The 15,160-nt window shown below is 48.0% G+C and carries 11 protein-coding genes; all 11 read left to right on the top strand.

All coding sequences use genetic code 11. The features are described 5' to 3' along the window. Positions 1-24: 24 nt before the first annotated feature. The 11 genes from MHB85_RS01110 (at position 25) to MHB85_RS01160 (ending at position 15,055) form a co-directional block, all read left to right on the top strand. Positions 25-252, top strand: coding sequence for a DUF896 domain-containing protein (locus tag MHB85_RS01110; protein ID WP_091012171.1), 228 nt, complete (start codon positions 25-27; stop codon positions 250-252). Between the two features lie 126 nt (positions 253-378). Then, the gene (locus MHB85_RS01115) at positions 379-1,335 is read left to right on the top strand and encodes a ring-cleaving dioxygenase (RefSeq protein WP_192136198.1); all 957 of its coding nucleotides are present in this window, start codon (positions 379-381) and stop codon (positions 1,333-1,335) included. Positions 1,336-1,375: 40 nt separating this feature from the next. Next, entirely contained in the window at positions 1,376-2,464 is a 1,089-nt protein-coding gene (locus tag MHB85_RS01120) for a low temperature requirement protein A (protein ID WP_192136197.1), read from the top strand. 456 nt (positions 2,465-2,920) lie between these two features. Further along, a complete protein-coding gene (locus tag MHB85_RS01125) occupies positions 2,921-5,704 on the top strand; it encodes a glycoside hydrolase family 3 C-terminal domain-containing protein (RefSeq protein WP_192136196.1) in 2,784 nt (927 codons plus the stop codon). A gap of 207 nt (positions 5,705-5,911) precedes the next feature. Continuing rightward, complete coding sequence (locus MHB85_RS01130) at positions 5,912-6,085, top strand: hypothetical protein (RefSeq protein WP_244661153.1); 174 nt, start codon at positions 5,912-5,914, stop codon at positions 6,083-6,085. Between the two features lie 536 nt (positions 6,086-6,621). Continuing rightward, positions 6,622-7,389: a copper homeostasis protein CutC gene (locus MHB85_RS01135; protein WP_192136195.1), complete on the top strand. Its 768-nt coding sequence runs from the start codon at positions 6,622-6,624 to the stop codon at positions 7,387-7,389. A 30-nt stretch (positions 7,390-7,419) separates the two neighbouring features. Beyond that, the gene (locus MHB85_RS01140; RefSeq protein ID WP_244661152.1) at positions 7,420-8,880 is read left to right on the top strand and encodes an alpha-L-fucosidase; all 1,461 of its coding nucleotides are present in this window, start codon (positions 7,420-7,422) and stop codon (positions 8,878-8,880) included. Between the two features lies 1 nt (position 8,881). Then, complete coding sequence (locus tag MHB85_RS01145; RefSeq protein WP_192136194.1) at positions 8,882-10,663, top strand: glycoside hydrolase family 35 protein; 1,782 nt, start codon at positions 8,882-8,884, stop codon at positions 10,661-10,663. A gap of 105 nt (positions 10,664-10,768) precedes the next feature. Then, positions 10,769-11,635 (top strand): sugar phosphate isomerase/epimerase family protein, encoded by an 867-nt coding sequence (locus MHB85_RS01150; protein WP_192136193.1) that lies wholly within the window; start codon positions 10,769-10,771, stop codon positions 11,633-11,635. A 253-nt stretch (positions 11,636-11,888) separates the two neighbouring features. Then, positions 11,889-12,947, top strand: coding sequence for a Gfo/Idh/MocA family protein (locus MHB85_RS01155; RefSeq protein ID WP_192136192.1), 1,059 nt, complete (start codon positions 11,889-11,891; stop codon positions 12,945-12,947). 695 nt (positions 12,948-13,642) lie between these two features. Then, positions 13,643-15,055: an alpha-L-fucosidase gene (locus tag MHB85_RS01160; RefSeq protein ID WP_192136191.1), complete on the top strand. Its 1,413-nt coding sequence runs from the start codon at positions 13,643-13,645 to the stop codon at positions 15,053-15,055. Positions 15,056-15,160 lie beyond the last annotated feature (105 nt).

Genomic DNA, 15,160 nt, shown 5'->3' on the forward strand with positions numbered 1-15,160 from the left:
ATTACATGAGGAGCGATCAAGATGATGATCCCAACATTGACCAGAATTAATGAACTTGCAAGAAAAGCTAAAGAGGGCGGATTGACGGAGATGGAGAAAGAGGAACGGGTTAATCTTCGCCAGGAATATCTGCAAACTTTTCGCGGTTCGGTCAACGACATTCTCTTGAATGCAACCATCTATGATCCGAACGGCGATGACGTGACTCCTGATAAATTGAAACAAGAACAAGCCAATCAAAACAACAACTAGAATATAATTCGCCAGACCATATATCTTAATTTAAAGATAAAACAAATTTATATAAATCACGTTACTGAATTTTGTAAACACCTATCAAATCCAAAACATGCTTAACAAACCAAGGAGGAATTAATCATGACTATTCAAACAGCAGGTATTCACCATATTACAGCTTTCGCAGGAGATCCACAGGCCAACGTTGATTTTTATGCCGGAGTTCTGGGACTTCGTCTGGTGAAAAAAACAATCAATTTCGATGCACCTGATGTATATCATCTGTATTTTGGCGATGAGCACGGAAGCCCAGGTACCATCATTACCTTCTTCCCATCCGCTGGATCACCACGGGGCAAAATTGGCGGAGGTCAGGTCGGCATCACTTCCTATGTCATTCCTCCTGGGTCGATTGGCTTCTGGCAGAATCGGCTGGAACAGTATAACATTGAGGTAACCAAAACAAGTCGCTTCAATGAAGAGCTGCTTCAATTCGAAGATAGCGAAGGCTTGCGGCTTGAGCTTGTGGAACGGGAAGAGGGAGCAACCAGCACTTGGGCTCACGAAGGAATTCCAACAGATCAAGCGATCAAAGGCTTTGGCGGTGCTGTCCTGTTCAGTGTAAACCCGGTGAGAACGATGGATGCGCTTGAGAAAATTTTGGGATTTGTCAAAGTGGGTGAAAATGAAGAGTATGCCCGTTTCCGGTCGAGTGGAGACATCGGTAATGTTGTGGATGTTCCGGTAACCCGTATACCTCTGGGAATGGGTGGAGCTGGAACGGTGCATCATATTGCATGGCGCGCCACAGATGACGTGGAACATGCACAGTGGAGCGAAGTTGTACGTGATTACGGATACCAACCGACCCCAGTTCGGGATCGTCAGTACTTTAACGCAATTTACTTCAGAGAAGCTGGCGGCATTCTGTTCGAGATTGCTACCGATCCTCCGGGCTTTGCCAAAGATGAACCTGCTGATTCGCTCGGACAAAAATTGATGCTGCCAGAGTGGTTTGAGAAATACCGCCCTCAAATTGAGGACAATCTGCAACCAATCGTGGTAAGAACACTCGAACCTGCTACAACTGCGAAATAATAAGAGTTCTATTACTATAAAATCAAAGGAGCAACGAAGGATGATGGAGAAAAAGGTTACCTGGCTGGAGCTGTTTTACGATCTGCTCTTCGTAGCAGCGGTCTCCAAAGCGGGTCATGTCTTGTTACATGCCGAACACGGAGTAATTACGTTTGAATACTTAATGAAGTTTGTGCTTATTTTCATCCCTGTTTGGTGGGCATGGGTTGGTCAGACCTTGTTTATTAACCGCTATGGTCAAGATATTCTGATCCATCGAATATTCCTCATCCTTCAGCTTCTGTCCGTTATGGTCATGACGGCGAGCCTCTCTACCCATTTTGACCAGTACTACCTGTCCTTCTTCATCGGATATATCGGTTCACGGGCGTTTACGGCCATTCAGTATCTGACGGTTCACAAGTCGAAAAGCGAGCATCAGCAGAAAGCCGCCCGGTACTTGGGCATCTGTTTCCTCATTGGAATATTGATCTCATCGGGCTCATTGTTTTTCGATTCATGGTTGCGCTACGTAATTCTGTATGCAGGAATTGCGGTGGACATTGTACTTCCGTTGATGGGACGTAAAAACTTGGTGAAAGTACCGGTTCAGACTCATCATTTGTTGGAACGTTTCGCGTTATTTACACTTATCCTGCTAGGTGAATCGGTAGTTAGTATTATTGCCGTGCTGCAAGCCGATCATTGGGATATGAAATCCATCCTGTTTGCCGCATTTACGTCCATCTTTGTCATTGCGATATGGTGGCAGTACTTCGACAACGTGGAGAAAAAGGTCAGCAAAGAGATTCAGACTGCCGGGCAAGCGATCATATACGGACATCTGTTCATCTACATCTCCATGAGTATGATCGCTGCTTCAATTCAGCTGTTATATCAGAATCAGTTAAACTATGTGTTCATGCTAGGGTTTGTATTTGGATCGACGCTACTGTATTTCTTGTCGACCTCACTTGTGTTCCATCGTTACAGACACGCACATCTGCGACTGGGTCCGCGCCATCTGGCGTTCATGGTAGGGTTACTGGTGGCATTTGTCCTTGTGGATCTGGTTTACCAGGTTCCGGGTTATGTCATCATGGGCGAAGACATGTTATTCTTCCTGGTGTATGCGAAACTTACGACTTGATATAGTGTATTAAAATGAAGAAAAGTCACGGACAACAGGTGTCCGTGGCTTTTTGTTATGCCACTAATCGTGGACATTTTTTAATAATATAAATAATGCACAAATCTAATTTAATTTCTTCTATAGAATCTGTTAATATGAGACTATGTACAAGTGAATCTACCAGATCACAGAATATCTTTTATATAAAATGAGTGTACGTTTTGTTATATAAATTGAACTAAACATTTATACGAAACGGAGAGGACAGAAAAAACCTGAAGAAGCGAAAGCGTTCGCCTTTATCCCCGGATTTTCCCCATATAAGGGGGATTCATAAAATCTGGGGATAACAGCGATCGGAAGGTTATTCTGTCATCGGAGTGTCCAGTGTAAATATTCTTTAGTTCAATTTATATAGTTCACTTTATATATAGCGATTCGTAGATATGGGGATGACAATCAGGAGGGAAATCATTGAGCACACATCAAATTGGAGTTCCATTGGAAGGGTTTGCAGAGTTTAGTCGTACGGTTGCCGCAGAAGGAGCCGTTTTAGTCAGAAATGAAGGCCAAGTGCTTCCACTTCGTGAAAACGAAAACGTTTCAGTTTTTGGACGGATTCAAGTCAATTATTATCGGAGCGGCACGGGTTCAGGCGGTAGTGTCCATGTAGCCTACACAACGAATCTGCTCGATGGTCTGCGCAGCAAAAAGAATATAACGGTGAATGAAGAACTGGCAGCTGTCTATGAGAAGTGGATTGAAGAGAATCCATTTGATGATGGCGGAAAAGTATGGGCGGCCGAGCCATGGAATCAGAAAGAAATGCCTTTGACGGATGACCTGATTGCACAGGCTAGAAGCAAATCTAGCAAAGCCATTATCGTGATTGGACGTACAGCAGGAGAAGATCAGGATAATGCGGATGCGCCAGGAAGTTACCAACTGACAGAAGATGAAAAAGCGATGCTGAAGCAAGTCACTGCGCAGTTTGAACACACTATCGTTGTGTTGAATGTCTCGAATATCATCGACATGAGCTGGTTAAACGAAACGTATCTACATCCGATTCAAGGTGTAATTTACTCCTGGCATGGCGGTATGGAGGGTGGCAACGCGATTGCTGATGTGCTGGCGGGAGACGTTACACCAAGCGGTAAACTGACAGATACGATTGCATATTCCATCGAGGATTATCCTTCGACAAGCAACTACGGCAATGAGTTCAAGAACCTGTATCAGGAAGATATCTATGTAGGTTATCGTTATTTCGAAACGTTTCGACCTGAGCGTGTTCAGTTTGAATTCGGTTACGGCCTGTCTTATACGACGTTCTTGGCTCAGCATGAAGAAGCGAAATCTGTGTCCAAAGACGGCGAAACCTACATTGAAGTTCGTGTCAATGTGACCAACTCAGGTACAACATATGCGGGCAAAGAGGTTGTGCAAGTCTATTATGAAGCCCCACAAGGCAAACTGGGACAACCGGTGAAGGCTTTGGTGGCTTTTGGCAAAACAGGATTGTTGCAGCCGGGCGAGTCAGAAATTCTGACGATCAGCTTCCCGATCCATGCCATGGCATCTTACGATGATGCAGGTGTTACGGGCTATGCTTCCGCATACGTTCTGGAAGAAGGCACATACCGACTGCATGTAGGAACCAGTGTGAAACAAGTGCAGCATATCAGCATTGATGGCCAGGATGGCTATATTATTGAATCTCTTCAATTGGTGGAGCAACTGCAAGAAGCGATGGCTCCAACGGAAGATTTTACACGGATGAAACCAGGTGCGCGCAAGGAAGATGGATCTTATGAACTGACTTATGCAGAAGTGCCGAAACGTAAGATATCCATGGCGAACCGGATTGAGCAGAATCTCCCGCAAACGCTGGAGCAGACGGGGAATCAGGGGCACAAGCTGAGTGACGTTAAAGCTGGCAAAGTGAGTCTGGAAACCTTCATCGCTCAACTGAGTGATCAGGATCTGGCGGCGATTGTCCGTGGCGAAGGCATGAGCAGTCCGCTCGTTACTTCGGGGACGGCATCTGCATTTGGTGGTGTCAGCGACAGCCTGTTTAATTACGGTATTCCGGTAGCATGTACGGCAGATGGCCCGTCGGGTATTCGTATGGATAGTGGCGAGAAGGCAACACAGGTATCCATTGGTACGTTGCTTGCGGCGACATGGAACAAGGATCTTGTTGAAGAGTTGTATGTGATGGAAGGGCAGGAATTACTGAGAAATCAGGTAGATACCCTGCTCGGACCTGGACTCAATATCCGCCGGAGCCCGCTCAATGGCCGGAACTTTGAATACTTCTCCGAAGATCCACTGATCTCGGGTGTATTTGCCGCAGCATGTACGAAAGGTATCATGAAGGGTGGTTCCAATGCCACACTGAAACACTTTGCCTGTAACAATCAGGAGAAACACCGCAGTAAAGTAGATGCTGTTGTCTCCGAACGTGCACTGCGTGAAATTTACCTGAAAGGGTTCGAAATCGCTGTAAAAGAAGGCGGAGCCAACTCCATCATGACTTCCTACAACCCGGTTAACGGACACTGGGCGGCATCCAACTACGACCTGAACACCACGATTTTGCGTGGCGAATGGAATTTCGACGGAATCGTAATGACCGACTGGTGGGCGATTATGAATGATGTGACCGAAGGTGGAGAAGCTGATCGCAAATACACGAACTGGATGATTCGTGCACAGAATGATCTCTACATGGTTGTACCGAACTACGGCGCAGAGATCAATGGTTGGGATGACAACACGATTGAATCCTTGGAAAATGGAACATTGACTCGCGGAGAGCTGCAACGCTCGGCGATCAACATCTGCAAGTTCATCATGAATGCACCGGTGTCCGGCAGAAAGCACGAGATCGTAGAGAACGTCGCTTCGTTCCAAGCGAATGCATCTCTATCTTCTGCACAAGCTCAGGCGCTGGTGGAGAACGCACAGGTGAAACCTGCGGTAGCTGAACCCGTCTACATGAAAGTGGACGAGGCAGGTCATTATCGGATTATCGTACAGATCATGTCCCCAGAGCCGGAACTCGCTCAAAGTGCATGTAACCTGCTCTTGAATGACCAGTTGGTAACCACCATCCAAACAAATGGTACGGAAGGCAAATGGATCAGACAGAAGCTTGTCAAAGTAGATCTTGAAGCAGGACTGTATGAATTGAAACTGGACTTTACGAAACCAGGCCTCCAGATTGACTGGATCGAATTCAAACAGGTGTAGAAGGTAATCGGAAATATCAGGTGATAAGAGCAATCGAAAGGTTGTTCTGTCATCCAAAGCAGAATACGTTGGTATATGACAAAGGACACTGTACGCGGGTGTCCTTTGTTGTAACACAGAATAGCTACTGTTATGATAGTGTTATGAGATTCGTAGTTCTGAACAATGGGGTCAGGGGTGTTGCGAGGAATGAGAAATTATAATTTTTTGAGTCCAATCCTGCTGGTTGTGGTGGCGCTGATTGTAAGAGGCCTGGTGACTAACCTGGGAGTTCTTTTCGGACTATCACAAGAAGTGGCGAGTAATATTGCCATGATAGCCATGATTATTGCGGCACTGATTATGTTTAATCGAATGACGAAGGCTCGGCGTAGAAAATAGAAAAAGCTCGGATAACCAGAAGGTTATCCAAGACATGAAGACACCCTCCGGGTGTCTTTTTTGTATTGACGTACTGATCCTAACGTTTTAGACTATTGCTAATAAATAATAACATTGTAAATAACAAAAATAACAAAATTAAAAACAGGTAAAGTATTTATGTTCGTTGCACTCTCTATTTGCCAGCTCCCCCATTGCGATCCCAAAGGAGAACCCATTCATGAAGATCATTGCCTACGAACAATATATCTTTCAGGAAGGTCGACCTATTCGGATTGCGATCTGGAAGCTGACCGTTGCCCACAATGATGAAGAAGGATCGCAGGAGCGCTGATGAAGCGTTCAGTCGGTCCTTTATGTCATGGATCAGGCTGTGTGCAGTTCGAGTGATGGGTAACGATACGGGTTAACGGTGCGAGGGTCGGGTGAGAACACAGGATTATACTTTCGGAAGTATCTACTTACGACTTCATGCCTGCTGATGAGCACCTTATTACGCTGGACTAATTTTCAATGAAGTGAAGGGAGCGATCCTTATGGAAAGACAGCCTGTATTGGAAGTCATTGCTGTGGATGTGGAAGATGCCAAGGCAGCTGAGGAGGGAGGGGCCGATCGGATTGAGCTGGTGTCTGCGATGTCTGAAGGGGGGCTTACTCCAAGTTATGGCGTTATGGAGCATGTCGTGTCCCAGGTTTCCATTCCGGTGTATGTCATGATCCGTCCCCACAGTCGCTCGTTCCGCTATAGCGCAGATGACATGCACGCCATGACCTACGATGTTCGCGTGGCGAAGGAACTTGGAGCCGCTGGCATTGTGATCGGTGCCCTCACGGGAGAGGGTGGAGTAGATCTCATCAGCTTGCAATCATGTATGGCCGAAGCTGAGGGTTTGGGCGTTACGTTTCATCGTGCAATTGATCAAAGTGCAAGTCTGACTGAGGCGCTCAAGGCCATTAACACATTGGGCAATGTGGAGCGTGTGCTTACATCGGGAGGGAAACGGACAGCACCTGAAGCCATACTGGAGCTGAAACAGCTTCAGGAACTGGGGCAAACCTTGAACATCGCTGTCATGGCAGGGTCGGGGGTCACCATAGAGGGGATTGAAACGCTAGTGAGTCAGACGGGCATCACGGAGATCCATATGGGATCAGGCGTACGCGGTGAAGGAAGCTTTGACCATCCCGCAGATTCACAGCTTATTGCTCAAGCCAAGCAGCAGTTATTACAGGCATCACTGCCATTCATGGACAGTAATGTAATCCGTAACGATCCAAAAAGCAAGGGTGGTCCAGTGACATAGAAACGCACGAAATAAAAGGAGTGATACGCCATGAACTATGACATGCAAGCAGCCGAATGGATCAAGTTCGCAGCAGAGGTCAGCCCATCCGAACGCCAGTTGAGATGGCAGGAGATGGAGTTTTACGCCTTTATTCATTTTACGGTAAATACTTTCACGGATCGGGAATGGGGCACTGGGGAGGAAGAACCGTTGATCTTCAATCCTTCTGAACTAAGCGCAGCGCAATGGGTGCAGGCATGCAAGGCTGCCGGGATGAAGGGGCTGATTTTGACGTGTAAGCATCATGATGGATTTTGTTTGTGGCCAAGCCAGTATACAGCGCATACGGTCGCGGCCAGTCCATGGAGGAATGGTGCGGGGGATTTGGTTCGGGAAGTCGCCGATGCCTGCCGTGAGGGTGGATTGAAGTTTGGCGTGTACCTGTCTCCTTGGGATCGGCATGAAGCCACTTATGGAGATTCCGAGAGGTATAACGAGTTTTTCCTTCATCAGTTACGCGAGCTGCTTACGAATTATGGCGACATCTTCTGTGTATGGTTTGACGGCGCGTGTGGTGAGGGTCCGAATGGCAAAAGACAGATCTACGACTGGGACGCCTATTATGCGCTTATTCGTGAACTCCAGTCCGAAGCTGTTATCTCGGTATGTGGCCCGGATGTTCGCTGGTGTGGCAATGAAGCGGGGCATACGCGGGAATCGGAATGGAGCGTTGTGCCCGCGCATATGCAGGATAATGAGAAGATTCAAGAGCAATCGCAGCAAGTGGATGATGGTGAGTTTGCCACAAGGATTAATACACAGGACCGTGATTTGGGAAGCCGAGAGGTCATTCGTTCCCAAGGTGAGCAATTGATCTGGTACCCTGCCGAGGTGAATACCTCCATTCGCCCGGGATGGTTTTATCATGCCAGTGAGGATGATCAGGTCAAAACATTGGAAGAACTGCTCGCCGTCTATTACGGTGCAGTAGGGGGAAATGCCACCTTTTTGCTCAATCTGCCACCGGATACGCGTGGTCTCATTCACGAATGGGATGTGGAGCGACTACAGGAATTGGGAGATTCGCTTCGTGCTATTTTCCAGGAAAATTTGGCCTTGCAGGCGCTGGTAACAGCATCGGAGACGATGGATGAACAACATGTCGTATCGGAGGTGCTGACGGAACGACGGGATACGTATTGGTGTCCTCGTGAAGGAACGGAGCAGGCTTGGATCGAGCTGGATTTGCAGGAGGAAACGACGTTTGACCGGGTGGTGCTGATGGAACATATCGAGATAGGCCAACGGATTGAGCGTTTTACACTGGAGTCACAGAGGGCAGATGGGGGTTGGGAGGCGTTCTACATGGGGACGGTGGTGGGGTATAAACGAATTTGCTGTTTCCCACAGGTCACATCGAGAAGGATGCGATTAACCATTCATGAATCCAGATGGTATCCTACGTTGTCCGGGTTAGGCATATATCTGAGCGAGCGGGGAGGGTTGTAAAATGGCGTTGCTAACGTATAAAGGTTCACAATTTATGTATGATGGCGAGCCCATTCGGATTTTGTCCGGTGCCATCCATTATTTCAGAGTGGTCCCCGAGTATTGGGAGGATCGACTAATTAAGCTGAAAGCCTGCGGTTTCAATACAGTGGAAACGTATGTGCCGTGGAATGTCCATGAGCCGCAGCCGGGGCAGTATTGTTTTGAAGGCATGGCTGATCTGGAACGTTTTATTCGCATTGCAGGAGCTGTGGGTCTGCATGTAATTGTACGTCCGAGTCCTTATATATGTGCGGAGTGGGAATTTGGCGGATTACCTTCCTGGCTGCTTGCAGCTGATGATATCCGTCTTCGGTGTAATGATGCAAAATTTCTGGCGAATGTGGATCGTTATTATGATGTGCTTTTGTCCAAAATGAAACCTCTTCTGAGCACCCATGGCGGGCCGATCATTGCAATGCAAATTGAAAATGAGTACGGCAGCTTCGGGAACGACGCGAGTTACCTGCAATATTTACGTGATGGCATGGTAGCACGCGGTATGGATGTGTTGTTATTTACCTCGGACGGACCGACAGACCACATGCTGCAAGCGGGATCAATCCCGGGGCATCTGGCTACAGTTAATTTTGGATCAGGAACGGAGGGAGCGTTTGCCAAGCTGCGTGAATATCAGGCGGATGGACCTTTAATGTGCATGGAGTATTGGAACGGCTGGTTTGACCACTGGGGCGAGTCGCATCACACCCGAGAAGCTGCAGATGTGGCTGGTGTGTTTGAGGAGATGCTCCGGGCAGGTGCTTCGGTTAACTTTTATATGTTCCACGGCGGAACAAACTTTGGATTTTACAACGGGGCGAACTGTCAGCAGAAGGATCAATACGAACCAACGATTACAAGTTACGACTACGATTCACTGCTCAGTGAATCCGGGGAGCCGACAGCAAAATTTCATGCCGTACGTGATCTTATTGCTCGGTATAGCGATGAAGATCTGGATGAGTTCGTGTTGCCTGAATCGAAGGGGACATTCGCCTATGGGCGAGTGGAATTGAAGCAGCAGGCGTCATTACTTACACAATTGGACCGGATATCAGCCCCGGTGCAACGCACGAATCCAGAACCGATGGAGAAGCTGGGTCAGGATTATGGATTTATTTGTTATCAAACCCGAATATCCGGGCCCAGGGAGCGACAGGAACTGGTGGTTCAGGAGGTTCGTGACCGTGCGCTTGTGTTTGTTGATGGGCAATTTCAGGGTGTGCTCGAACGGGGAAATACAGCAGTATCGGTTACCTTTGAAGTGCCGCCAGAGGGTGCAGAACTATTGATCCTTGTCGAAAATATGGGGCGAATCAACTATGGCCCGTACCTGAGAGATCCGAAGGGGATTACGGAGGGGGTGCGACATGGCTTTCTATTTTTATTCGATTGGACGATTCATTGTCTGCCATTAACTGATCTGTCGGGTTTGCGATTTAGCGAGAAATTTTCGGCAGGGGATGAAGAAGGAGAGAGAGTGGGGGGAGGGCCAGCCTTTTACCGGGGAAGTTTTCAAGTAACGGGTGTAAGAGATACTTTTCTGCGACTGGATAACTGGACCAAAGGTGTTGTCTTTGTAAACGGATTCAATCTGGGTCGCTACTGGAATAAAGGACCGCAAAAAACATGGTACGTACCTGCCCCACTCCTTCGCGAAGGTGAGAATGAAATTACTGTATTTGAACTCCACGAGACGGCTGATCTGGCCGTTACGTTCGTGGATACACCGGATTTGGGCTAGGAAAAGGAAAATAGGTGAGCCAAACGATTATTGGCAATTGTCGTGTTCACCTGAAAAAGGTATACGTTGGGTATGGACAGCAACTACAGGAGAGGATGAGGAAAAATGAAAGTTGGACTCAGCACCTACAGTCTGCAACAAGCATTGGATCGTAAAGAATTAACCGTACCGGATGCCATTCGCTGGATCGCCGATCAGGGCGGGGAACATGTGGAGATTGTTCCAATGGGATTCAGTCTGATCGAACATCCGGAGTTGATTGATGAGATTAAAGCTGTGGCAAAAGAGGTAGGAATCGATATTTCCAATTATGCTATCGGCGCAAACTTTGCTGTGCAGGAGGACGCCGAAGCGTTGGAGCAAGAGATCCAGAATGTGATGCGACATGTGGATGTGGCTGCCGCGTTAGGTGTGAAACTGATGCGTCATGACGTGGCTTTCCGCCCCGCACCAGAAGGAACCGTAGCACAGTTCGAGATCGACCTGCCGGTACTGGTGAAGGCTTGTCAGCGAATAGCCGATTATGCTGCGGGTTTTGGAATTACAACCAGCGTTGAGAACCATGGGTACTATGTGCAGTCGAGTGAGCGAATTCAGCGTTTGCTCCACGAAACGGCGCGGGAGAACTTCAAGACTACCCTGGATGTTGGCAATTTCCTCTGTGTGGATGAAGATCCGGTGAGTGCTGTGAAAAATAATATCCCGTACGCGTCGATTGTGCATGCCAAAGACTTCTATTGGAGACCTTCCTACCGGAACCCCGGTGAAGGCTGGTTCCAAACCTCGCATGGCAATTACCTGCGCGGTGCCATTGTGGGCCATGGCGATATTAACATGCCTGAAGTTATCCGTGTGTTAAAACAATCCGGGTATGACGGATATATCTCGGTTGAATTTGAAGGCATGGAGGATTGCAAAACCGCCTCACGCATTGCTATGGATAATGTCCGCCGCCTATGGGAAGAGGCATAGGGCTGAGTCCTTGTTTTAAATGAAATATGACTTGTTATGTATGGCTCAAAAAGAAAGTTAATTCATTCAGAAAAAGTAGTGGAGGGGGCGAAATCGATTCTGAAGAAGCGAAGCGTGCGCCTTTATCCCCGGATTTCCCCTTTGCAAAAAGGTGAGTGAAGAAATCTGGGGATAAGAGTGATCGGAAGAACGATTCGCAACCGGAACGTCTACTCTGCAGAACTTTAATTTTATTTATGGAGGAATCAGCTCTATGTCCAAATTGAAAGTCGCCGTCATCGGTGCCGGATCCATATCCGATTGCCACTTACAAGCCTATGCCAGTAACCCTGACGTTGAAATATATGCCATCTGCGACCTGAATGCAGAACGTGCCGCAGAAGTGGCGAAGAAATATAATGCACCACATGTGTTTACCGATTATAAGGAACTTCTCGCACTGCCTGAGATTCATTCCGTCAGCATCTGTACATGGAACGACTCCCATGCTGAGATTAGCATTGCTGCTCTGGACGCAGGCAAAAACGTGTTATGTGAGAAACCACTCTGCCAAACGGTGGAGGATGCCCTCGAGGTAGAGAAGGCCGTTCATCGTAGCGGAAAACTGCTGCAAGTTGGTTTTGTTCGCCGCTATAGTGACAATGCACAGATTCTGAAGAAATTTATCGACGAGGGTGAACTGGGCGAGATCTATTATGCCAAAGCCTCCAGTCTGCGTCGTTTGGGCAATCCAGGTGGCTGGTTCTCCGATATCAACCGCTCCGGCGGCGGCCCACTGATCGATATCGGTGTGCATGTAATCGATATTTGCTGGTATCTGATGGGCAGACCGAAGGTGAAATCCGTCTCCGCTAACGTGTCCAACCGATTGGGGAACCGCTCGAACATTAACAATCTGTCGTTCTACAAAGCGGCAGACTATGACGTGGAACAGAACACTGTTGAGGATATGGCAAATGCCCTGATTCGTTTCGAAAATGGCGCGAGCCTGCTCGTGGATGTAAGTTTCACGCTCCATGCCAAAGCAGATGAGACTTCGGTCAAACTCTATGGCGACAAAGGCGGTGCCGAGCTGGAACCGGAAATTTCGATTATTGGCGAGAAATTCAACACCATTTTGAACATGACTCCACAGGTGGATTTCAAATCCTTCGATTTTATGGGATCTTTCCGCAATGAAATCAACCATTTTATCGATAGTACACAGGGCCGCAAAGAAACACTTAGCCCCGTTGAGGATGGTGTCGAAGTGATGAAAATGCTCTGTGCCATCTACGAATCGGCACGCCAAGGCCGCGAAATCACGCTGTAAAAGGATCATTGCATGGCGTTGTTAGGCTACGTTGATACTTTACTACTCCCGTGGCATTAAAAGTTATGAGTACTTCGCTCCCTTTCAATGAAAAGCTCCGCTCAGGGCGGGCGTGGATGCGTCCTCTCCGCTCGCCGTTGGAGCAGAGTAGGGAGCGAGCGCTAACGAATCTGAGGCGTCTTATTCAAGGATTCGAAGCGCTAGCAGAAATCTAAGGAACCTGACACACGCTATATCAGAATAAACAGCAGTTTACAGCGTTTTTATAAGCTAATTTCGGGAAATAACGTGTCTGATGTTCCTTACAATTCAAAAAGAGGATCAAAAGGCTGAATAAGACGCCCTGTGTTCCTTAGAAAATTTCCTACCCCTCCGCGAAGGTCAGCCAGTTTATATTCCTCTAGAGGCAAGAGGAGGAAGTAAGGGATTCATAGGAATTGAAGATCGCACCGCAATCGAAATACAAAGTTACTACGCCCCTTAACAGTTAAACTAGCGTTTACGCCAAAACGGAGAGTGCAGAACCAATCTGAAGAAGCGAAGCGCTCGCCTTTATCACCGGATTTCCAACAATTATAAAGTGAAATCAAAGAAATCCGGGGATAACAGCGATCGAAAGATGGTACTGCACTCGGAGTGACCAGGCGTAACATGCAAGGTTTATCTTTTATCTAATCCAAAGGAGATGAAACAGGATGAGCGAAACCAAAGAAACCGTACTGGAGCAGGAAGAGCAGATTGTCGAAGCCGGGGTGCACAATTTTAGCAAAGAGGAAGAGTGGATCAGACCGGAGGAACCGCTGCTGAATGAACGGCTGGAGTGGTTCAAGGACCAGAAGCTGGGGCTGATGATGCACTGGGGGCCGTATTCCCAGCTTGGTCTCGTGGAGTCCTGGGCGCTGAGCGACGAGGATGGCGATTGGTCGCGTGATGACATCGACTGGACGGATGACATGGAAGACTTTAAACGGGAATATTTCGATCTCAACAAAACCTTCAATCCGATTCGTTTCCAGCCTGAGGAATGGGCACAGATGGCGGCAGATAACGGGTTCAAATACTTCCTGTTCACCACCAAGCACCATGATGGTTTCTGCATGTGGGATACGAAGACAACCGATTACCGGATTACGGGCAAGGACACGCCTTTTCATACCCATAAGTATGCGGACATCTGTCGAGCACTGTTTGACGCTTTTCGGGCTAAAGGACTCGGCATCTCAGCGTATTTCTCCAAAGCGGACTGGCATACCCCGTATTACTGGGCACCGGGTATGGAGCGTGGACGTCATATGTGGCGCGGCCCTTCGTATGATCCCCATAAGTATCCGTGGCTGTGGGAGAAATTCGTGGAGTTCACACATGAGCAGATCATGGAACTGCTGACCAATTACGGGCGGATCGAATGTCTGTGGCTGGATGCCGGCTGGGTGCGTGAAGGTCGCCATGGTCAGGATATCAGGCTTGGAGAAGTCGTGGACCGGGCGCGTCAGACCACTCAGCCCTGGCTGCTGTCCGCAGATCGCACTGTAGGTGGACCGTATGAGAATATTGTTACCCCTGAGCAGACCATACCGGAACATCCGATGAACATTCCATGGGAGAGCTGTATTACCGTAGGAAACTCCTTTGCCTTCGGATTCGATGATCAGTATAAAACGGGAAGACAGCTAGCACATATTCTACTCGAAGTGGTGTCCAAGGGTGGTAACCTGGCGCTGAATGTAGGACCACAACCCGATGGGCGTCTGCCAAAAGGGGCAATTCGAGGCATCAAGGGCCTCGGTGAATGGCTGGGTACTCATGGAGAAGGTGTCTATGGAACCCGGATCTGCGGGCCATATTTTACGAAAGATTGGGCCTTCACGCAGAAGGAAGAGATCAACACCGTATATGCCTTCCGTTTGTACCGAAACGAGAATGAGACCGTACAACCACAGTTAATCATTCCTTATCTGGAAAAGGTAGAGCGGATCGAACTCGTCGGTAGCGATGACGTACTTTCGTATCAACAGACGGAAGACGGACTTCTCGTGGAACTGCCACAATCCGCTACAACCAATGAAGCGCCGATCACACATACGTTCAGGCTGGTCACAAGCGCATAGAAAGCCATGTCAATTCCGGGGGAGGTATAACCACCTCCGGAATTTTTATATTCATACATAAGGAACATATATCCCACCAAAAACAGCTCCAAATTGCTTGTCACA

Source organism: Paenibacillus sp. FSL K6-4396 (assembly GCF_038002525.1).
GTDB lineage: Bacteria > Bacillota > Bacilli > Paenibacillales > Paenibacillaceae > Paenibacillus > Paenibacillus amylolyticus_B.